Origin of the sequence: Exiguobacterium profundum, from assembly GCF_042652865.1 — a bacterium.
GTDB lineage: Bacteria > Bacillota > Bacilli > Exiguobacteriales > Exiguobacteriaceae > Exiguobacterium > Exiguobacterium profundum.
This window is the reverse complement of sequence record NZ_JBHSHG010000007.1, coordinates 26,124-47,370: the sequence shown is the minus strand read 5'-3', so window position 1 is coordinate 47,370 and position 21,247 is coordinate 26,124. Positions and strand designations below refer to the sequence as shown.

At 48.0% G+C, this 21,247-nt stretch carries 24 protein-coding genes; 14 read left to right on the top strand and 10 right to left on the bottom strand.

Annotated elements, in window-relative coordinates; genetic code table 11:
- Window positions 1-41: 41 nt before the first annotated feature.
- Window positions 42-1,538 (bottom strand): MDR family MFS transporter, encoded by a 1,497-nt coding sequence (locus tag ACFO4U_RS14180; protein WP_215244381.1) that lies wholly within the window; start codon window positions 1,536-1,538, stop codon window positions 42-44.
- A gap of 164 nt (window positions 1,539-1,702) precedes the next feature.
- Here ACFO4U_RS14180 and ACFO4U_RS14175 point away from each other — a divergent pair, with 164 nt between their 5' ends.
- The 7 genes from ACFO4U_RS14175 (at window position 1,703) to ACFO4U_RS14145 (ending at window position 8,838) form a co-directional block, all read left to right on the top strand.
- Window positions 1,703-2,575 carry a TetR/AcrR family transcriptional regulator gene (locus tag ACFO4U_RS14175; protein WP_215244380.1) on the top strand — a complete coding sequence of 291 codons (873 nt, stop codon included), beginning with the start codon at window positions 1,703-1,705 and terminating at the stop codon, window positions 2,573-2,575.
- A gap of 146 nt (window positions 2,576-2,721) precedes the next feature.
- The gene (locus ACFO4U_RS14170) at window positions 2,722-3,735 is read left to right on the top strand and encodes a LacI family DNA-binding transcriptional regulator (RefSeq protein ID WP_214691530.1); all 1,014 of its coding nucleotides are present in this window, start codon (window positions 2,722-2,724) and stop codon (window positions 3,733-3,735) included.
- A 202-nt stretch (window positions 3,736-3,937) separates the two neighbouring features.
- Window positions 3,938-5,239: an ABC transporter substrate-binding protein gene (locus ACFO4U_RS14165; protein WP_215244379.1), complete on the top strand. Its 1,302-nt coding sequence runs from the start codon at window positions 3,938-3,940 to the stop codon at window positions 5,237-5,239.
- 57 nt (window positions 5,240-5,296) lie between these two features.
- Window positions 5,297-6,196, top strand: coding sequence for a carbohydrate ABC transporter permease (locus tag ACFO4U_RS14160; protein WP_015880663.1), 900 nt, complete (start codon window positions 5,297-5,299; stop codon window positions 6,194-6,196).
- Window positions 6,197-6,199: 3 nt separating this feature from the next.
- Window positions 6,200-7,129 (top strand): carbohydrate ABC transporter permease, encoded by a 930-nt coding sequence (locus ACFO4U_RS14155; RefSeq protein ID WP_214685726.1) that lies wholly within the window; start codon window positions 6,200-6,202, stop codon window positions 7,127-7,129.
- 24 nt (window positions 7,130-7,153) lie between these two features.
- A complete protein-coding gene (locus ACFO4U_RS14150; RefSeq protein ID WP_215244378.1) occupies window positions 7,154-8,506 on the top strand; it encodes a GH1 family beta-glucosidase in 1,353 nt (450 codons plus the stop codon).
- Window positions 8,507-8,592: 86 nt separating this feature from the next.
- Entirely contained in the window at window positions 8,593-8,838 is a 246-nt protein-coding gene (locus ACFO4U_RS14145; protein WP_031424613.1) for a hypothetical protein, read from the top strand.
- A gap of 98 nt (window positions 8,839-8,936) precedes the next feature.
- Here the strand turns inward: ACFO4U_RS14145 and ACFO4U_RS14140 are convergent, their stop codons facing one another.
- The 7 genes from ACFO4U_RS14140 to ACFO4U_RS14110 form a co-directional block, all read right to left on the bottom strand.
- A complete protein-coding gene (locus ACFO4U_RS14140) occupies window positions 8,937-9,515 on the bottom strand; it encodes a hypothetical protein (protein ID WP_215244377.1) in 579 nt (192 codons plus the stop codon).
- Complete coding sequence (locus ACFO4U_RS14135) at window positions 9,512-9,838, bottom strand: hypothetical protein (protein ID WP_214784891.1); 327 nt, start codon at window positions 9,836-9,838, stop codon at window positions 9,512-9,514. Before ACFO4U_RS14135 ends, ACFO4U_RS14140 begins: the two co-directional genes overlap by 4 nt.
- 74 nt (window positions 9,839-9,912) lie before the next feature.
- Window positions 9,913-11,241: a PTS sugar transporter subunit IIC gene (locus ACFO4U_RS14130; protein WP_214784889.1), complete on the bottom strand. Its 1,329-nt coding sequence runs from the start codon at window positions 11,239-11,241 to the stop codon at window positions 9,913-9,915.
- A 12-nt stretch (window positions 11,242-11,253) separates the two neighbouring features.
- Window positions 11,254-12,660: a GH1 family beta-glucosidase gene (locus tag ACFO4U_RS14125; protein WP_214758675.1), complete on the bottom strand. Its 1,407-nt coding sequence runs from the start codon at window positions 12,658-12,660 to the stop codon at window positions 11,254-11,256.
- A 15-nt stretch (window positions 12,661-12,675) separates the two neighbouring features.
- Entirely contained in the window at window positions 12,676-12,984 is a 309-nt protein-coding gene (locus ACFO4U_RS14120; protein ID WP_015880671.1) for a PTS sugar transporter subunit IIB, read from the bottom strand.
- Complete coding sequence (locus tag ACFO4U_RS14115; RefSeq protein ID WP_031424619.1) at window positions 12,981-13,328, bottom strand: PTS lactose/cellobiose transporter subunit IIA; 348 nt, start codon at window positions 13,326-13,328, stop codon at window positions 12,981-12,983. Before ACFO4U_RS14115 ends, ACFO4U_RS14120 begins: the two co-directional genes overlap by 4 nt.
- Window positions 13,329-13,481: 153 nt before the next feature.
- Window positions 13,482-14,192 (bottom strand): GntR family transcriptional regulator, encoded by a 711-nt coding sequence (locus ACFO4U_RS14110; RefSeq protein ID WP_214784886.1) that lies wholly within the window; start codon window positions 14,190-14,192, stop codon window positions 13,482-13,484.
- A 205-nt stretch (window positions 14,193-14,397) separates the two neighbouring features.
- Between ACFO4U_RS14110 and ACFO4U_RS14105 the strand changes: the two genes are divergently transcribed.
- Genes ACFO4U_RS14105 through ACFO4U_RS14085 form a run of 5 tightly spaced genes read left to right on the top strand, consistent with a single transcriptional unit; the run spans window position 14,398 to window position 16,679 of the window.
- The gene (locus ACFO4U_RS14105; RefSeq protein WP_215244376.1) at window positions 14,398-14,844 is read left to right on the top strand and encodes a hypothetical protein; all 447 of its coding nucleotides are present in this window, start codon (window positions 14,398-14,400) and stop codon (window positions 14,842-14,844) included.
- Complete coding sequence (locus tag ACFO4U_RS14100; protein WP_215244375.1) at window positions 14,841-15,269, top strand: hypothetical protein; 429 nt, start codon at window positions 14,841-14,843, stop codon at window positions 15,267-15,269. Before ACFO4U_RS14105 ends, ACFO4U_RS14100 begins: the two co-directional genes overlap by 4 nt.
- On the top strand, window positions 15,270-15,725 hold the full coding sequence (locus tag ACFO4U_RS14095; RefSeq protein ID WP_215244374.1) for a hypothetical protein: 456 nt from the start codon (window positions 15,270-15,272) through the stop codon (window positions 15,723-15,725).
- On the top strand, window positions 15,704-16,222 hold the full coding sequence (locus tag ACFO4U_RS14090) for a hypothetical protein (protein WP_215244373.1): 519 nt from the start codon (window positions 15,704-15,706) through the stop codon (window positions 16,220-16,222). The genes ACFO4U_RS14095 and ACFO4U_RS14090 overlap by 22 nt, the downstream gene beginning before the upstream one ends.
- Complete coding sequence (locus tag ACFO4U_RS14085) at window positions 16,209-16,679, top strand: hypothetical protein (RefSeq protein WP_214691517.1); 471 nt, start codon at window positions 16,209-16,211, stop codon at window positions 16,677-16,679. The genes ACFO4U_RS14090 and ACFO4U_RS14085 overlap by 14 nt, the downstream gene beginning before the upstream one ends.
- A 14-nt stretch (window positions 16,680-16,693) precedes the next feature.
- Here the strand turns inward: ACFO4U_RS14085 and ACFO4U_RS14080 are convergent, their stop codons facing one another.
- Window positions 16,694-17,029 (bottom strand): hypothetical protein, encoded by a 336-nt coding sequence (locus ACFO4U_RS14080; protein ID WP_031424632.1) that lies wholly within the window; start codon window positions 17,027-17,029, stop codon window positions 16,694-16,696.
- Window positions 17,030-17,258: 229 nt separating this feature from the next.
- On the opposite strand from ACFO4U_RS14080, the gene tnpB reads away from it, so the two are divergent.
- Both tnpB and glmS read left to right on the top strand, forming a co-directional pair.
- Window positions 17,259-18,347, top strand: coding sequence for an IS200/IS605 family element RNA-guided endonuclease TnpB (gene tnpB / locus ACFO4U_RS14075; RefSeq protein ID WP_215244372.1), 1,089 nt, complete (start codon window positions 17,259-17,261; stop codon window positions 18,345-18,347).
- A gap of 514 nt (window positions 18,348-18,861) precedes the next feature.
- Window positions 18,862-20,658: a glutamine--fructose-6-phosphate transaminase (isomerizing) gene (gene glmS / locus ACFO4U_RS14070; RefSeq protein ID WP_215244371.1), complete on the top strand. Its 1,797-nt coding sequence runs from the start codon at window positions 18,862-18,864 to the stop codon at window positions 20,656-20,658.
- Window positions 20,659-20,730: 72 nt separating this feature from the next.
- On the opposite strand, the gene ACFO4U_RS14065 is transcribed toward glmS, so the two are convergent.
- The gene (locus ACFO4U_RS14065; protein WP_196431521.1) at window positions 20,731-21,216 is read right to left on the bottom strand and encodes a DUF4365 domain-containing protein; all 486 of its coding nucleotides are present in this window, start codon (window positions 21,214-21,216) and stop codon (window positions 20,731-20,733) included.
- Window positions 21,217-21,247: the final 31 nt, after the last annotated feature.

Below are 21,247 nucleotides of genomic sequence, written 5' to 3'. Positions count from 1 at the left end.
AAGCCGCTCTGAATTCAACATTCAAAGCGGCTTCTCAACATTTAATTTGCTTGTTTCAATTCTTCAACAGTCTCTACTTGATCATCGAATTTCCGCACATCCACTCGTTTTACGAAGAACGCAAGGACGAGCGCCAAGAGGTTCATCCCAAGTGCGACATAAAATGAATATTGAATCCCAGATAAGAGGGCTTGCTGAGTGATGGCACCCATCGAACTCTCTGTGAGTGTCGCAGGATCGACCCCTGTCATCAATGATTCAGCCTCCGTACGTGTCACCGAGTTCATGATGGTGACGAGGACTGCCGTACCAATCGCGCCAGATACTTGTTGGGCCGTGTTGTTGATGGCCGTTCCGTGTGGATTGAGGCGAGTCGGTAACTGGTTAAGTCCATTAGTCATAATCGGCATCATAACCATCGACATCCCAAACATACGCAACGTGTACGTTAAGACGATGTACGTGTAGGTCGAATCGAGTTGGACGTTTGCGAGCATATATGTTGATACCGCGGTGATTGTCAGACCGGTAAGTGCCAATAATTTTGGCCCGAATCGGTCAAACAGTTTACCCGTGATCGGTGACATGATTCCCATGATGATCGCACCAGGGAGAAGCATGAGCCCTGAATCGAGTGGTGAGATGCCACGTACGCTTTGGACGTAAGCCGGTGTCAAAATCATACCGGAGAACATTGCGACCGCGTTGACCATCGCAATGACTGACGCGAGTGCGAACATCGGATGTTTGTAAGCACGTAAGTCGAGCAATGGTTTTTCCATATGAAGCTGGCGGTAGATGAAGGCAATCAACGAAATGGCACCGACAATCATCGTCGCCAAGACGATTGGGTTATCCCAGCCGTCCGAACTTGCTGAACTGACACCGTATAAAATCCCACCGAATCCGAGTGTCGATAAGACGAGCGACAAGTAGTCGAGAGATTGATCTTTATTTTGGACCATGACGTTCTCTGCTTTCCAAACAGCGAGCGCGAGACCGATGATCGCGAGCGGTAAAATCATTTCGAACAAGACGCGCCAGTCATAGTACTCGACGATATAACCGGAAAGTGTCGGTCCAATCGCAGGTGCCGAGATCATGACAAGTCCGAAAATCCCCATCGCCATCCCCCGTTTTTCACGCGGGAAGCTGACGAGCATGACGTTCATTAAGAGTGGTCCCATTGTTGAGGCACCGATGGCTTGAATCATTCGACCGCTCAACAACCAGCCAAAGTTTGGCGAGAAGGCCGCGATAGCCGTACCGATGGCGAAGATGCTCATCGACGTAATGAACAAGTTTCGGTTTGAAAAACGAGTGATTAAATAGGCGGATGCCGGAACGAGCACCCCCGTCACGAGCATAAAGCCTGTCGCGAGCCATTGTACGGTCGAGTAGTCTGCAATTTTGAGATCGACCATGATTGATGGGAGCGCGACGTTCAGTAATGAGTTGTTTAAAAATGCGATGAATGCACCCGCAAAGAGCACCGCCAACATGACGTAAGGCGGTTTCTTTTGGAATTCTGGTTTCATATGGATGGCTCCTTTATTTTCTAAATAGTTATGTGTTGGTAAGTGTCGATGAAATGATTTTATACCCGTTGTATAAATAAAGCAACCATTTTGTACTATTAGTCTAAAAAGGTTTTCGGTGCTATAGTAAAGGTACAAACTAGACAGAACGGAGTCACGAAAATATGAAAGAGAAAAAGAGAAAAGTTGCCGATATTGCCATGTCTCTCTTCATCGAAAATGGGGTACAGCACACATCGGTGCAAGAGATCATCGACCGCGCTAATATCTCCAAAGGGACGTTTTATAATTACTTCTCATCGAAGACGGATTGTGTCGCTAGTATCCTCGAGAACTTACGATATGATGCAGGGCAACGCCGAATCGAAATGCAGATGGGGCGGGATAAGCGAGATCGTGACGTCTTCATCGAACAGATTTCGATATTGATTCAATTGAACGAAGAGCGGAACTTGCACGCGTTATTTGAATCGATCATGTCGTCGAACGAGAATGAATTGAAGAAACTCGTCCTTCAACATCGCATTTATGAAATCGAGTGGATTGCGATGCGTTTGACGGAAATCATCGGAGAGTCCGTCAGACCGTATTCGATGGAATTGACAGTGCTCTTCAACGGAATGTTGCAACATATCTTGTTTACGAACAGAATCACGAATGCTGCCTACTCTCCTCAAAAAGTCGTCCGAAGCTTATACACGTATGTCGAATTGATTGCCGCTCGAATGATGGAGACAGGAGAGCACGTCTTGAACCCGGTCACGGTCGATCAAATGCGTGGGACGACAGATAAACATCTCATAACAATCGAAGAATTGATCGAGATGGCTGCTCGCATCGAAGAGCATGTTGCGATGACGGAAGAACAGCGAGATTTATTCGATGCGATTTCGTTCGAGCTCAAACAAGAGCGTCTTCGGAAAATCGTGTTAGAGCAATTGTTAAAGCCATTCCAACGGCTATTTAAAGGTGTGACAGGCGAGACAGAAGTACAAAAGTTCACGAATCTCGTGTGGTTGTATACGCGGACACATTAAGGACAAAAATTTCCCGATACAGTAATATAGAAGAAACAAGGAATGGAAAAAAGAATCAAAAAGTTTCCTCGAAAAAGAATTGATTCCTACAAATCCATACGCTACAATCAAATTACCGAAAGCGCTTTCGGGAAGAGGAGAATGACATGGGTACGATTTATGATTTAGCCAAAAAAACAGGATTCTCAATCACGACAGTGTCCAAAGCGTTGAACAATTATAAAGACGTGAGTGACAAGACGAGAGCGAAGATTCTTCAAGCCGCTGCTGAGATGGACTACTTGCCGAACGCACATGCCCAGTCGTTATCGACGAAAAAATCATGGGCGATCGGGGTCATGTTCTCAGAGGCGAACGAAGTCGGGATGAAGCACCCGTTCTTCAACGGAATCATCGAAAGTTTTCGTCACGCGACAGAGGAGCAGGGCTACGATTTAATCTTTGCCTCGCGGAATCTACGCAATCGTGACATGAGTTACCTCGAACACTTTAAACACCGTGCGGTCGACGGGATCGTCGTCATCTGCTCGGACCGAATGGATGAGCAAGTTCAAGAGCTCATGCGAAGCGACATCCCAATCGTCGTCGTCGATATGGACAGCGCCAACTGTAGCGTCGTTTATTCCGATAATATCGAAGGGGCGCGTCTCGCCGTGAATTATCTCTATGAACTCGGCCACCAAAAAATTGCCCACATCGCTGGGGATGAAACGATTGACGCTGGAGCGGCACGAATCAAAGGATATGAACTTGCGATGCAAGAGCTGGACCTTCCGATTCGACCAGGCTACCTCGTCAACGCCGGTTTCTTCTCGGTTGAGGAAGGGAAACAAGCGATGGAACAATTGCTTGAACTAGCCGATCAACCGACTGCAGTCTTTGTGGCCGGGGATCAAATGGCAATCGGTGTCATCGAAGCCATTCACGAGCACGGTCTTCATGTCCCAAATGACATCTCTGTCATCGGATATGATGACATTGAAATGATTCAATACATCACGCCGAAACTGACCACGATTCGCCAAGATACGGACGAAATCGGAGAAGCGGCAGCAGAACTTTTACTTGAACAAATGACCGCGAAAGAGCGACTCACTGAACGTCGCGTCATTCCGGTACGCTTAGTCGAACGGGCATCCTGTGCACCGGTCAAACAGTGATTTATAGCCAATGATGTTTCGAAGTCGCTCTCTTTTCTTCAGTGGATGGAGAGGGGAGCGCGATTTCGAAAGTCATTTTTGAAAGAAATCGAAACCGCTTTCGATATTTTATTTCGATCGTAACGAAAGCGCTTTCGATAATTTTAAACCTCTTTTTGCAAGCGCTTTCTACTATTACTTATAAAAAGGATGGGAACAACACATGCGTAAATTAGTCAGCTTACTTACACTCGGAGCACTTTCAGTTGGCGTCTTGAGCGGCTGCTCAGACAGCGAAGGCGGAGCTTCTGAATCAAAAGATGACGTCTTAAAAGTTTGGTCATTTACGGACGAATTAAAAGAACCAATTAAAACATATGAAGAGAAGAACGGTGTCAAAGTTGAATTGACTATCGTCCCGATCGCGGACTATCCAACGAAATTGAAGCCAGCACTTGAGAGTGGCGTCGGCGCACCGGACGTCTTCACGGGAGAAATCGCATTCCTTAAACAATGGGTTGATGCAGGTTATTGGGAAAACCTTTCGGACGAGCCATACAGTGTCGATGAAATCGCAGACAACTACGTCCCGTACGTGTTTGACCTCGGGAAAGATAAAGATGGAAACGTTCGCGCTCTTTCATGGCAAACGACACCAGGTGGCGTTTACTACAAACGTAGCTTAGCAAAAGAAGTACTTGGTACAGACGACCCGACTGAAATCGGTGAAATGATGAGCTCGATGGACGGTGTCTTCGAAGTTGCTGAGAAGATGAAACAAAAAGGATACAAGATGTTCCCGGACGAAGGTGCGATCCGTTGGTTCTCACAAGGAGCAAACCCAGAAGCGTGGGTCAACGATAAAAACGAACTCGTCTTGACAGAAGATAAGATCAACTACATGGACTATGCGAAAGAACTTCGTGAGAAGCAATACACTGCGCTCGCACCAGAATGGTCACCATCATGGTTCGAAGGAATGGATAAGCCAATCAAAGTGAAAGAGAACGGAAAAGAAACAGAGACACAAGTCTTCTCATACGTCCTCCCAACATGGGGTCTCCACTCTGTATTAAAAGAGAACGCGAAACAGACTGCAGGTGACTGGGCTGTCACAAGCGGACCAAGCCCATACTTCTGGGGCGGTACATGGCTCGGAGTCTATGAAGGATCGAAAAACAAAGAAGCCGCTTACGACTTCGTAAAACTCATGACACAGGATGAAGAATTCTTGACAGAGTGGGCACAAGAGACAGGCGACGTACTTGCGTTCAACCCGGTCACAGACAAGATCAAAGCCGACTTCAGCGATGAGTTCCTCGGCGGACAAAACAACTATGAGTTCTTCCTCGATGAAGCAGATGAAATCACACCAGGTATCGTCACGAAATACGACCAACAGCTCGATACACTTTATGGTGCATCTGTCCTTCAGTATGTAGAAGGGAAAAAGTCAAAAGAAGAAGCGATTGAAGAGTTCAAAAAACAAGCGAAGAACGCTTACCCAGACATCGTTGTAGACTGACGATGACCAACACGAGGGGGGAGCTCCCCCTCGGTTCTTATGGAAGGAGAAATACACGTGAAAAAACTAGATCGTTACGGCTATCTGTTCATCGCCCCGTTCTGGGTCGTCTTCTTGACATTCAGCATCTATCCGGTCCTCTTAACGCTTTATTATAGCTTCACGAACTATACGGGGAGCCCGGGTGAAGAGGTCGTCGGGTTTGCGAACTACACACGGTTGTTGACGGATACGTACTTTATCGAGGCGTTTTTCAACACCATCAAAATTTGGGGAATTAACTTCGTCTTGCAGATTGGATTGGCGCTTCTCTTGGCGCTCATCTTCTCTGATCTCCGTTTGAAGTTAAAAGGACTCTCGTTCTTCCGCTCGTTCTTCTATCTTCCAAACTTGATCACGATCAGTTCGGTCGCGCTCTTGTTCGGTATTTTACTCGACTGGCAGCACGGTTCACTCAACATGGTGTTGATGAAAATCGGCTTGATTTCGGATCCGATCAACTGGTTGGCAGAACCTGTGACGGCACAGTTATCCGTTTCACTCATTTTGACATGGATGTGGTTCGGACACTCCTTCATCATCGTCATGGCAGGGGTATCGGGCATCTCGACAGATTACTTCGAAGCCGCTCACATTGACGGTGCGAACCGTTGGCAGATGTTTACGAAAGTGACGTTGCCGCTCTTGAAACCAATTCTTCTCTACATCATGATCACTTCACTCATCGGTGGACTCCAGTTGTTCGACCTTCCGATGTTGATTACAGACGGGATCGGTTCACCAGACGGTTCGTTGAACACGATGGTGCTTTACTTGTACAACCAAGCCTTCAAGTATAACAACTATGGCTATGCGTCAGCGGTCGCTTACGGCCTATTCTTGATCACGCTGATCTTCTCGGCGGTCGTCTTCAAGGGTATGTTCCGCAAAGAGCGCGCGACACAGAAGGGGGCGTAAGCAATGGAACAAAATGCGGAATCACGGCGAATGCTTCCAGATAGCGAAGCGCAGCCGAAACGGAAAGAGGAGCGCCCGCTTAAAGTGGCGCCGCCTTCTAAGAAGACAACGAATAAGCGATTCGCACGAGGTTTGATTTATACAGGGCTCATCCTTCTCGCGATTATCTGTTTCATTCCGTTCTTGATGATGATTGTCAACGCGACACGGACGAATGGAGAAATCATGGCTGGGTTCTCACTTCTTCCGGGAACGGCGCTCGCAGACAACTATGCGACGCTCAGCGAATACATCAACATTTGGAACGGCTTCAAGAACAGCTTGATCATCTCTGTATCGGTGACGGTCTTGTCTGGTTACTTCTCAGCCCTAACGGCTTACGGCTTTACGTTCTATAACTTTAGAGGGAAAAATGCGATGTTCATCTTCATGCTTGTCATGATGATGGTGCCAGCGCAACTCGGACTCATTGGATTCTATGAGATCTCAAAAACGCTCGGTATTTTGGACACGTTCATTCCATTGATTGTCCCAGCGATTGCAACACCGTTCACCGTCTTCTTCATCCGTCAATATACGCAAGCGACGCTTCACATCAGTTTGATTGAAGCGGCACGGATTGACGGTGCGAGCGAGCTACGTATTTTCCACACAATCGCACTTCCAATGATGATGCCAGCGATTGCAACGATGTCGATTTTCACGTTCATCGGCTCATGGAACAACTACTTGATGCCACTTGTCCTCTTGTTTTCGCCTGAGAAATACACGTTGCCTGTTTTGATGGGCTTCTTGAAAGGATCACAAGTCGCAGAGAACCTTGGCTCGCTTTACCTGGGCATCGCGATCTCGGTCGTACCGATCATGATTGCCTTCTTGTTCCTCTCGAAGTACATCGTCAGCAGTATTTCGGCAGGTGCTGTCAAAGAATAAATATAGAGAAAAGAGGAAAACACTATGCATTTTAAGAAAGACTTCGTATTCGGGACAGCCACGTCCTCGTACCAAATTGAAGGCGCACATAACGAAGGAGGCCGTACTCCTTCCATCTGGGATATGTTCTGTGACATCGACGGGCGCGTGTTTGAAAAGCATAACGGTGATGTCGCATGTGACCACTACCATCGTTACGAGGAAGACATCCAGCACATCAAAAAGCTAGGTGTCGACACGTATCGATTCTCCATCGCGTGGCCACGCATCTTCCCTGCCAAGGGAGAGTACAACCCAGAAGGTATGGCGTTCTACAAAAACTTGGCGCTGCGTCTACGTGAAGAAGGAATCAAACCAGCCGTCACGATTTATCACTGGGACCTTCCAATGTGGGCTCACGAAGAAGGTGGCTGGGTCAACCGTGAATCGGTCGACTGGTTCCTCGATTATGCGAAAGTCTGTTTTGAAGAGCTCGATGACATCGTCGACTCTTGGATCACCCACAATGAGCCTTGGTGTGCCGGCTTCCTCGGCTACCACGTCGGTGTTCACGCACCGGGTCATCGTGACATGAACGAAGCGGTGCGCGCCGTGCACCACATGTTGTTATCGCACGGAAAAGCGGTCGAGTTGTTGAAGCGAGAGATGACGTCCACGACCCCGATCGGCATCACGCTCAACTTGTCACCGATGTACGCGAAGTCGGATTCTGCGAATGACCGTCTTGCGATGAACAATGCCGACGGGTATTCGAATCGCTGGTTCCTCGACCCGGTCTTCAAAGGTGAGTATCCGGTCGACATGATGAACTTGTTCTCCAAATATGTGCATAACTTCGATTTCATCCAACCGGGTGATATGGAGACGATTTCGACATCTTGTGATTTTTTCGGCATCAACTTCTATAGCCGTGGCATTGTCGAGTTCAACGCAGCAAATGATTTCTTGAAGGCAGACGCTTACTCGGACTACGAGAAGACGGGCATGGGCTGGGATATCGCCCCGAACGAATTCAAAGACCTGATCCGTCGTTTACGCTCCGAGTATACTGACCTTCCAATCTACATCACAGAGAACGGCGCCGCATTTGACGACGTGCTGGAAAATGGCGAAGTCCATGACGATAACCGGATCGACTACGTCCGCCAGCACCTTGAAGCCGTCTCTGACCTGAACGATGAAGGCATGAACATTCAAGGCTACTACCTCTGGTCGCTCATGGATAACTTCGAATGGAGCTTCGGATACGAGAAGCGCTTCGGTATCCTCTATATCGACTTCGAGACACAAGAGCGTATCTGGAAAGACAGCGCGAAGTGGTATGCCGGTGTCATCGCCGACCATAAAGCCAAACACGCAGATAGCGTCGAGGCGTAACATGCATCCATCCCTGCCGCTACGGGGATGGATTTTTTGTGTGGAATGCTATCTTTTTGGGAACGAGGATAGGGGAGGGATGTTCTATGAAACGTGAGTTTGCGACATACGAAGTGACGGGATATGACGACCTTGGGAAAATCAAATTCGTTCATTTGAGAGAAGGCGAGTTCGTGTTGCCAGTTGAGATCAAGGGAGATGACTTACGAAAAATCAAGAAGATGATGGAGCTCAATCCAGGTGTGACCGTGATTATTCATGCGGCGATTGATCAGAGACGGATGCGGTTGCTTGAAGTGGAGGGCTATTCGCTCCGGAAAGAGGATACGTAAAACGCTAGCACTGAAAAAGGGCTGGCGTTTGTTTACATAGATTGGGCAACGAAACACCAGGATAAATCTCACGATTCGCTCGTGATGACGCACAAAAGTCACCGACCATGAAACGGTTCGGTGACTTCGTTGGATTGACTGATGCGTTTGACTCGTTTCAATACGTCCCGTTTCGGTAAATTCGGGTAATCATGCTGAATGCGTTCGACGCAAGACACGATGGTTTCGGTTCGTAACAGGTGGATGATCTGCTGATCGATGGAATCAAGTTCAAGAGGTACGTCTTCTTTCGAATTCTCACGATTTAGCCAAAATGATGCACCGAATAAGTGTACGAATACAATCGCCATGACGGTGAGCGTCGATAAATCGATAGACGGAAAGAGTGTCAGTACGACGTATAGACTGATTCCGCTCACTGCTCCGTGCAGAATGGTGTCGATTAGACGCGGTACGTTCGCATGACCAAACGAGCGTAACGCTCCCGTTAACCCATCAACGAACAAACTGAGGATTGTCGACAATAGATAGAAACAACCGAGCATCGCGAGAGTCGATAAGATTCGGAACACTGTGTCTTCAAGCAGATAGATGATAATCAAATCGACGGCAAGTAGCGGGGCGAGGGCGAGCGCTAAAATCAATGCGCCCCAACCGAGTCCAGTCACAGCCTTCATGAGACATGTGCCCGATATCGTCCAAGTGCGATGATGGCACAGAAGAGACAGACCGTATGGATTACGACCCCGATAAGCATGGCATATGGCAAAATCGATTGGAAGCCAAGACCGAATGCGAGGGCGGCGCTCGATAAAATTAGAAAGCTCGGTGTATAGTTTCGGACGGTTGTTTTCTGCTTATTCGCATGTACCATAAAGTATCCCGCAATGAGTAAAAAGACAGGAAACAACATGATGGGGTAGACCGATTGAAGCAACAGTCCGAGTAATCCGGACAGACCAGCGATAACGGCGAATATAGAAGGATAGTATGCTTTCAAATTTCCAACTCCTTTACTCTTTTCCCTAAATATAACAGCCCTCCTCATTATTGAGAAGGGCTGTCGTTTTTGTTTCAGGCTGATGCTTGATCAGAGCCATCTTGTGCTTTCAATTCTTCACCGTACGAAACGCGGTCTTGAATGCGAACGAACGGAAGGTAGACGGCAACGGCCATGGCGATTGTTGCAATCTGTAAGAGGGCAGCGCGCCATCCGCCAATCAAGAATCCAGAGATGACTGGAGGTGTCGTCCATGGTACTTGAAGCGCGTTGAACGGCTCGACCCAACCCCAAAGGATGGCAAAGTAGACCATGAATGAAGCGATGGCTGGCACGACGACGAATGGGACGAACATGATCGGGTTGAAGACGATTGGCATCCCGAAGATGACCGGCTCATTGATGTTGAAGATACTTGGTGCAAGTGACAACTTCCCAAGCTGCTTCAAGTGTGCCGAGCGTGCAACGATTAAGACGGCAATGATGAAGCCGATTGTGATTCCTGATCCACCGAGTTTCGTGAACACGTCGAGGAATTGAATCGTAACGATTTTTGCGTTCTCGCCAGCGACGAGCGTACCACCAGCATCGAGGATGGCTTGGTTTTGAAGTGCATTCGCTGTGAGAAGTGGTCCCATGATTCCCATGAGGATTGCGGCACCGTGAATCCCACACCACCACATGACTGACATGAGCACCATGATGATGACGGCTCCAGCGAGTGTGTCTGTCAAGTTTTGAAGTGGTGCTTGAAGCACATCATAGATGACTTCTGTGAACGTACGTTCTGCAACCGCTTGGAAAATCGCAAACGTCGCAACGGCGAGCGAGATGATCGCTAAACCAGGAACAAGTGCAGAGAATGAGTTCGATACGCCTGGCGGGACACCGTCTGGCATTTTAATGCTGATTCCGCGTTTGATGAACTGCGAGTAGATGAATCCGACTGTCAATCCGACGAGGATGGCAGCGAGGACACCTTGTCCACCTGTCCATACTTTCGGGATAACCCCGGTAACAGTTTCTCCGCCTTCAGACAGGACAGAAGCCTGTGTGATGATGAGGAACGAGATGATTCCGAGGATACCAGCTGGTACGCCTTCGATTTTTTCATTCTTGACGTACGAGTAAGCGATTCCAAAAACACCGATCAAAGCAAGGATGTCAAACGTCGCGCCGACGACTTGCGTGAGCGGGAGTGACCAGTCTGCCCCGAATAAACCTGACATGAAGTCAGCCCAACCTGGAATCGGTAACGCCAGGATGAGAAGGAACAGCGACCCGATGATGGTCATCGGCATCGTGAGGATGAACCCGTCCTTAATCGCAAGGACGGGCTTGGCGTTCGCAAAACGAACAAAAGCAGGGGTGAACTTTTCAAATACTCTTTCTAAGCGGCTCATAGGGGAACCTCCTTATAGGTCTTCAGCGCGCGTGGCGATGATCTCTTTATACCAATGGAACGACTGTTTCTTCTTCCGTGCGAGACCATTGTTGTGGTCGACATAGATGAAGCCGTATTGTTTCTTATAACCGTTCAACCAGCTGAGTAGGTCGATTGCAGACCAAGCATAGTAACCTGCAACGTTGATGCCTTGTTGAACAGCATGTTTGACTGCACGAAGGTGTCCTTCGATGTACTCGATCCGTGGCGTGTCCATGATCTCACCGTCGACGATTGGGTCGACATCACCGAGACCGTTCTCTGTGATATAGATTTTGACGTCGCCGTAACGATCTTTCAGCATGTGCATCCCAGCGAGGAACGCTTCCGGTGAGATTTCCCAATCCCACTTCGTGTACACTTTGTCATCCATCTTGACCGTCTTGTAGACGCCATCGAATGATGGGTTACCCGGACGACCTGTCGAGTTCTCACGTCCACCGGCCATGACGAGCGCCGAGTCATTCTTCATGACGCGCTGCGGGCTGTAGTAGTTGAGACCGATAAAGTCGTTCATCGGAGCGGTACGTTTCAAGACGTCGAGTTCTTCCTCTGTCATTTCAGGAAGGAGACCTTGTTCATGTAAACCGTTCACGACGTACTCTGGATATTCACCTTTCAAGATCGGGTCATAGAACCAATGTGTCGCATAAGCGTTCGCATGCATTTCGGCAAACTTGTTCTCCTCTGCATCATCGATACTGAACGCCGGGTTGAACACGTGTGTGATCCCGATTTCGCCAGTGTGACCGTTTTGTTTGAAGAGCTCAACGGCACGGGCGTGAGCAACGAAGACGTTATGTGTCGTTTGGAAATATCCTTTGACGTCGCCTTCGATACCTGGCGGGTGTGCGCCTGTTAAGTATCCAAGTGAGCAGAAGATGACCGCTTCGTTGAACGTGATCCAGTGGTTGACACGGTCACCGAACGATTGGAAGCAAGTATCTGCGAAACGGACGAATGCGTCAACTGTCTCTTTATTCTTCCAACCGCCTTTTTCTTCAAGTGCTTGTGGGAGGTCCCAGTGGTAGAGCGTGACGAATGGGACGATGTCATATTTCAAACATTCATCGATCAAGTTGTTGTAAAACTCGAGTCCTTTTTCATTCACTTCACCTGTACCGTTCGGGAAGATACGCGGCCATGAGATGGAGAAGCGATACGATTCGAGTCCCATCTCCGCCATGAGCGCGATGTCTTCTTTATAACGATGGTAATGGTCGACTGCGACGTCGCCGTTTGTGTTTTCAAATGTCTTACCAGGAATTTTCGAGAAGACGTCCCAGTTCGAGAGACCTTTCCCGTCCTCGTTCCATGCGCCTTCGACCTGGTAAGAGGCCGAAGCGGCGCCGAACAAGAAATTGTTAGGCATTTTCAAAGTCATCACCTCAGTTTATTTATTTACAAGTTTCAATGAGTGGTCTAATACTTTCGCACCGTTCATCATGCCGTAGTCGACTGTGTTGATGACGTCGATTGGAACACCTTTTGGTTCGCAGATTTGCTTCCCTTTTGAAAGGAGGTACTTCACTTGTGGTCCGAGAAGTGCAACGTCGATGTTGTCAACGTAAGTTTCCATCTCCGATTCTGGGTAAGCTGCGATTTCAGCTTCGATGCCACGTTCAGAGGCAACCGCTTTCATTTTTTCTACTAACATACTTGTTGACATACCTGCCGCACAGAAGAGTCCGATTTTAATCATTTTTGATCCATTCCTTTCAATTCGTTGATTTCGTTTTGCATATTCATCATATATCCAAGCATTTCTTTGACGAGAATCGTGTTCATCAAGTGATCTTGCGCATGCACCATGAGGACACCAACCGTTGCCGATTTACCTTGTGCTTCGAGCGTCACGAATTTCGTTTGAATCGCATGTGCTTCTTTTAATGTCGCGTCACCAGCAACGACTGCTGCTTCGGCTTCGTCTTTCTTTCCTTCTTGCATGAGGAGCATCGCTTGATGGTAGCTCGCTTTGGCGTCACCCGAGAGGGCGATGAGACCGAAAATATCTTCCGGTGAGATTTCGATTGTTTCAGAAACCATAATATCTCTCCTTTTTGTATGGATAACTAAAATTCATAGGTACAAATATTTTCTACACGTTGATAGTAGCACGAAAGCGTTTTCGTGTAAACCCTTTCTTTTCGAAAAAAATGCATAAAAAATGCGCACGAGAAAAGCATCTCTCGGGCGCGTTTAGGATTTGATGTTCGAGACTTTGAGCATTTTGACATGTTTAAAATGATGGATGGAACGAGAGACGTCGAAGATTTGTCCGTTCGTCAAATAGACGGTGTTGTCGACGATCAAGGCTGGATCATTCTCGTTCAGGTCGAGCAGGTCGGCGGACTCTGAATCTAAAAAGTCTGCGTAAATGACTCGGTCGGCGAATCCGATGGCAAGTTTTTGGTCGTTTCGTAAATACGTGTAGATCGACTTTTGAACAATGTTCTCATCCAAGTAGATGACGAGCTCTTTTCGGAAGTATGAATCCTCTACCGAGAACGGGTGGTCATCGACGAGACGTAGCCGCTTCACGAAGTAGACAGGTGTCCCGATCGGGCACTTCATACGTTCGGCGACCTCATCGTTCGCCTCCGTCTGTTCGAAGTGTAAGACGCGTGTCTCGACTTTTCGACCGCTGAAGTCACTTGTGAGACCTTGGAGTTTTTCTAAATTGATGTAATCACTATTGTAATGGTCACGGACGAAGACGCCGCTCCCTTGAACTTGATAGACGTATCCTTTGTTGACGAGGATCTCGATCGCTTTTCGGACCGTGTTGCGGCTGACGCCATACTTGTTGGCATACTCATCCTCGGTCAATAATTTATTCGTATGTTGGTAGACGTGATTGACGATGTCCGCTTCAATCTGACTCGCAACTTGCTTGTACTTCGGAGACATACAGTTCTACACCTTTCAAAAAAATTTGTGGGAATGAATTTGGTAACAGTATAGCAGATAACCTTTGTAAGCGGATACGTTTCGTTCGTCAATTGTTGAAAAAAGTCGAACGATTCAATGCTAGAATATTCGGAAAATGTGAAACAATGAGGACATAGAGTACGTATATAGGAGTAATGCATAAGAAGGAAAGGAAGTGCTCTAGTTGACTGAGGCACATTGGCATATGGAAGAAACAACATGGCGCAAGTCACACCTTCGGGTCGGCTATACATTATTGGTGTTTGTTGTGACGGCCATTATTTTATCTTTTTTCGGACGTTATGTCTGGTTGACGATTCCGTTCGTCTTGATTGGAATGGCCATGATTGGATTAGACGTGAAGAAGTATCGGATGCGTCGTACGCATATGAAAGATCGAGATGTCGTGAAGTTACTAAAATGGAACCTACTGTATGATTTGATCAGTTCGGGTGTTCTCGTCTCCTTGATTTCGGCTCTGCTAATCTTTCAATATGACAGTTTGATGTTAGCGATCGGATTGCTCGTATGGGGAGTAGTAAGCGATCAGATGTCACGGATGTTTCAAAAGAGGTTAAATGAACGTGTTCCGCTGTTACATCAGTTAGATTTGGAGCGACGAAATCAATGATTAGACGCATGACAAAAGAAAAAGCATGGAAGCGTTTATTCGACCAATGGATATTCGGCCTGTTTGGAACATTTGTAGTACTGATGTTACCGATCAGTTTATTAACAGATGACCTTACGTGGGGCGTGCTATATATCGCCTGTGCGCTCATTCCGCTGAACATCTTATATGTGAAGCGCTATCGAATGCGTCTGAGGTTTCAACCAGAACTGAAAGGATTGTATCGTCGTCAACTCGTTCGGGACGGGTTCAACAGTGCTGCCTTTTTCCTCGCGTTGAATCATCAATTACTGTTCGCCTCAAACGTGGCGTATATGGGTGTCACGGTATTCATCGGTGGTGCGGTGCTATGGACGTTAAACGTGAACATACAAACGAAACAACAAGATATGGAGTATATACATTTCGACAAGGAGGCGATATAGGTGGAGCAAGACGTAAAGTGGATGCGACGAATGCGAGGTTATGCCGTACCCATCTTGATTCTTTATGTCACGGCCATTATTGTCGCTCTCTTATTAGAGAAAATGTGGCTCATCCCCATCATGGCGTCGGTCTCTATGATCATCGTCGTGATGGGCTATCAAGAGATGCGTATCATGTGGCGAATGACAAAACATCCGAAGGCTCATCGAATGCTTATATTCCAATACGTATTCGAATGGGTGGATGCGATTTTGTTGACGGCGCTCATGGTGACACTTCTGACAGCGGAAGATTTTGGTCTCGTGATCGGTCTCTTTTTTGGGATATGGGGAGTACTCAGTCCGACTCGGCAAAAGTGGTTCACGAAGCAACTTAAACAAATCGATCCGGAATTACCGACGTATGAGGAAGTGTTGGAAGGAGGAGAGAACATATGGAACTATCACCAAAAGTAAAAGCGCAAATCGACACGATTCTAAAAGTAGACCGCTTGACGAAATGGGGTGTCGGCATCATCGGAATCGGACTCGTCGTCAGTTTTTTGATTTATGCCTCGTATTGGACACTTTCGGACGGCGTTGTTACGGGAACGTTATATGCGGTGCTCGCTGCAGTCTTGACGGGTATTTTTATACAATATCGGATGTGGCTGCGCTTTGTGACGAATCAGACGGCACGAAACCTCTTATCGTTCAAAATGATGGCACATACGCTCGCTTTGACGGGTGTCGGGATTTATGGACTCTTTTACTTCACGAGTGAAACGACGGGCACACAATCGTTCCGTATGTTCCTCCTTTCGCAACTGACGTTTTTCGGGATTGAATACTTGGCGAAGCGGTTCGACCGCGTCATTCAGTCTTACGATGAAAACTATTTGACGGATCAAGATTTAAAAGAAATTCGTGAGGTCCGTGAATACGAGAAGGAGCAACGTCGTGAACAAGCGTGATCAGATGAGAGAGCTTGTCAGAGTGGAAACTGAAAAGAATGGAGTCTTCACTTTTCTGTCGTGGATGATCTGTATTGTGCTGTTTGTGGCGACTGAAAAAGGATGGGTGTCAGCAGGAACTGTTCTTTTGATTGGTCAATTTGCGGGTCTATTTGCGATTAAAAAATCTTGGAAGAAAGAAACGATTCAATTGAAGTATTTAACCAATCGAGACGCCAAACGTCACATACACTTGATGTCGATTTTTAATTTTTTGACGTTCCCGATTTTGCTCATCCTCATGTTCGGATGGGTAACGAAACAAATTGAGACACCTTACTTTATTGGGTTGATGGTGACTGGAGGTGTCATATCCGTCATCGGTCATAAATGGTACGAGCGATATATGGTTCGTCTCGATGAGAACTATGTCACGGAACGTGAATTAAGAGAAGAACAAAAATGGGGGAGCGCGTGAGCGTCTCTCCCATTTTATATGACCGTTCGAATAACAAAGTAGAGGCAGGTTAGGAAAGGAATTAGGAAAAGAAAACCTAGCCATTCACCTTGACCAAATAAGAGCCAAGCAAATAATTGAAACGAAAGTACACCGACTGTTGCAAATGTCGCAAATCGATAAGCTTTTGGGCGCGATGCAGGATCTTCCCACCATTCTTTAAAGAATGGAAGGCTAAAGAGAAGGGCGAGTCCTAGGAAAAAAGCTGCTGGAAAAACAAGTAGGTCACCAACATCACTTTGACCTCTTAATTGCAGCCATTTTGATGTGACAGATAATATGATTCCGATTACTAAAAATAGACTTGCCATCTCATTCCCCTCCATCTTTAACAAAAGTAGGCGAGAATTCTCCCTCCTCTAAGCGCCTCGGGCCGTAGCCCGCGTAGGTGGGGGATGAATCGCCCAATCCAATAGTCTTCTCCTCCTGTGACAGATGTGACGAACAAAGGTTCGGGATTCCGTCAGATTCTTCCTCTCCCTCCGCGGGTATCGGATGAGGAGGACACATCACGATCTTCGTAGGGGAGGAGGGACGAACATGCTGAAAGGCTATACATATAGGCTCCACCCGACGCCGGCACAGGAAGAGTTCCTCATCAAGACGATCGGCTGCGCACGGTTCATCTACAATAAGCTGCTCGAGGACCGCATCGCCATCCGCGAGGAGGCGAAGGCGGGGAACGGGACGAGACGGAAACCGGCGACACCCGCCTCCTACAAGCCCCTGTTCCCGTTTCTCGCCGAGGCGGACAGCCTCGCGCTCGCGAACGCGAAGCTGAACCTCGACGCCGCGTTCGCGAAGTTCTTCGCCGGGACGGGCGGCTTCCCGGTGTTCAAATCGAGACGGCGGTCGCGCGCGTCCTACACGACGAACAACCAGCACGGCACGATCCGCATCGAAGACGGCAAGGTGAGACTTCCTAAAATCGGCTTCGTGAAGTTCACACAACATCGTCCGTTCGAGGGCGTCATCCGGTCGGCGACGGTGTCGATGACCAAGACAGGCAAGTTCTTCGTCTCCATCCTCGTCGAACAGGACGATGCACCATGGATTCCAGCCAAGAATAAGGTCGGGATTGATCTTGGCCTGGAACACTTCGCCGTCATGACGAACGACGCGATGGTCTCCGAGAAGATTGACAACCCTCGCTTTCTCCGACAATCCGAAGCGAAGGTCAAGAAGGCGCAATGCGCGCTGTCACGCAAGAAAATCGGTAGCAAGAATCGTGAAAAAGCCAAATTACTTTTGGCAAAGAAACACGAAAAGATTGCCAACCAGCGCAAGGACTTCCTTCACAAACTGTCGAGACGGATCGTTGACGAGAACCAAGTCATCGTCGTGGAGACATTGAAGTCGAAGGACATGATGCAAAACCACAAGGTCGCCAAATCGATTGCAGATGTCAGTTGGTATGAGTTCGTCCGTCAACTCGAGTACAAATCAAACTTCTACGGACGGACGCTCATCAAGGCGGATCAATGGTTCGCATCGACGCAAATCTGTTCTTCTTGTGGCGAGAAAGGTCAGAAGAAGACGATGGATGTCCGCGAATGGACGTGTGCCTGTGGCGCGCATCATGACCGTGACATCAATGCGAGCATCAACCTGTTGATGTTGGCCGACTGACAACCATTCAGGGCAGGGACTGCCCGACGAGCTTGGTCCATAACCGTGGCTGGTAAGAGCACGGTCTTCCCAAGAAGCTCCCCCTTCAATTTGTGAAGCAAATAAGTGGCGAGTAGTTCACATATCGTTACTTGTATCATGCCCGTTCTCCCCCTACTCGAAAACCTGATGGATTGATGGCTTTTTAGTGAAAGTGGTGACTTTTACATGAACGGTAAAAAAGTATTTAGCGACTACTTTAACAATTTCTCTATCCAACACTCCTTGTACTCGATAGCATGAAAGCGTATCTGGAGAAACGGCTAGATATGAAGTGGAAGCGCCAGAACTCTGCGGAGTTGACGAGGACGAAGGTGATCGAGATTTCGGCGGATGCCTTCCAGTCGCGTGTCACGACTGAGAGAGTCTCGATAAAACGTTCGGGTGACCGGGCGGACAAAACGAGACTTGATGACATCACTCAAAAAAGCCCGTTTCCTTTTTCGAGAAATCGAAGCAAAGAGGAGAGTTTTGTATGTGTGGAATCGTAGGGATGATCGGACAAGTTGGAACGAAAGAGATTTTATTGAAAGGGCTTGAAAAGCTCGAGTATCGTGGCTATGATTCAGCAGGAATTGCCTTAGTCGGTGAAAACGTTCGTACGTTCAAAGAAGTGGGACGGATTCAAGCACTCCGTGACATCGTACCGGCTGATGCTGAAGGGACGATTGGAATCGGTCATACGCGTTGGGCGACACACGGGGTACCGAGCGTGCCGAACGCCCACCCGCACCAAAGCACGACTGGACGGTTCACGCTCGTCCATAACGGCGTAATCGAGAACGATGAACAATTGAAAGCCACGCTCGACGTCCCGTTCCTTTCAGAGACGGACACGGAAGTCATCGTCTTACTCATGGAGAAACACTTCGTCGAGCTCGGTGATGTCGAGGCGGCGTTCCGCAAGACGCTTTCGGACCTCCACGGTTCGTACGCGATCGCGATGATCGACTCAGAGGACAAAGAACGCCTCTATATCGGGAAGAACAAGTCACCGCTCCTCGTCGGACTCGGGGACGGCACGTTCAACGTCGTCGCATCAGACGCGATGGCGATGCTCCAGGTGACAGACCAGTACCTCGAGCTCCACGACGGTGAAATCGTCATCCTCACACGTGAGTCGGCGACAATCAAAACGCTCGACGGTGACGTGCTCGAACGCGCGCCATACACGGCCGAGATCGATGCGTCAGACATCGAGAAGGGCACGTACGCGCACTACATGTTGAAAGAGATGGACGAGCAACCGGCCGTCATCCGCAACATCATCCAGCATTACCAGAACGAGAACGGCGACATCGAACTCACGGAAGGCGTGCGTGAGCTCGTGTCAGAAGCGGACCGGATCTATATCGTCGCATGTGGGACGAGCTATAACGCGGGACTCGTCGGAAAAGACATTTTGGAGCGCATCGCTGGCATTCCGACAGAAGTGCACGTTTCTTCTGAATTCGGCTACAACATGCCGCTCTTAAGTGAACGTCCGTTGTTCGTCTTCTTATCACAATCCGGTGAGACAGCGGACAGCCGTGCCGTACTCGTCGAAGTGAAGAAACGCGGATACAAAGCGCTCACCATGACGAATGTACCGGGATCGACGCTCTCACGCGAAGCGAATGAGACGATGCTCCTCCATGCAGGACCAGAGATCGCGGTCGCCTCGACGAAAGCGTACACGGCGCAAATCGCCGTCCTCGCGATTCTCGCGTATGACATCGCTCGTGCGACAGGGAAAGAATTGCCGTTTGATCTCATGCCGGAGCTTGCCCGAGTTGCGACCATCATGGACTCGATCATGGCGCAAAAAGAGTTGTTCGAAGACCTTGCGGAACGTTATTTGAAAACGACACCGAACACGTTCTTCATCGGTCGTGGGCTTGACGCATCTGTCTGTCTCGAAGGAGCGCTCAAAGTAAAAGAGATTTCGTATATCCAAGCGGAAGGGTACCCAGGTGGGGAACTGAAGCACGGGTCGATCGCCTTGATCGAAGACGGGACACCGGTCATCGCGCTCATCTCACAACCGAAGACGAACTTGAATATTCGCGGGAACGTCAAAGAAGTCGTCGCCCGTGGCGCGAACGCCTGTATCATTTCGATGCAAGGCGTGGAACATGAGAATGATGACTTCATTTTGCCGCACGTCGAGCCACTCTTGGCACCGCTCATCAACGTCTTACCGGTTCAGTTGATGGCATATTATGCGGCGCTCGCCCGTGGCTGTGACGTCGACAAGCCACGTAACTTGGCGAAATCGGTGACAGTGGAATAAATAATGAAGAGGCTGAGTTAATAAAAACTGCACTTTGTTTGTTGGATACTTTCAACATACAAAGTGCAGTTTTTAATTAGTTCCTTCGGATTGCCTTAGAATAAATGATTGAATCATTGTATCGAATCGATAGTGTTCAAGTAAGGATTTGTTCTTTCTTGAAATGTTTAATCCGTACTCAGGTTTACTCTTTTGTCCGGGTTTATCGTAATCTCGATCAACGAATAATTCATTTGGGGCTAACCAAGCGACGTTAGGGATTAGATAAAGTTCAGGGTGTGCGTCTTGGGTGAATAAAAGAAGTGTCAAATAAAGGTTTGGAGTCGTAAGGTCGAATTTACTTTTTTGCATAAAAACATATCCTGAATTACGAATTGCTTTTACTTGAATCTCACAAAAGCGGTTATTGGAATCTTTAATGACAAAATCGACTCCGTGATCATCTACTTCTGATGTATAGACGTCACATCCGTAGGACGCGAATTCCATTTTTGCATAGTACTCTGCATATCTTCCGAGCTGTAAGTGGTTTAAATGCTCCCAATTAAAGTTAGGCAATTCTGTCCATTCCTCTCTGTAAATACAAGAT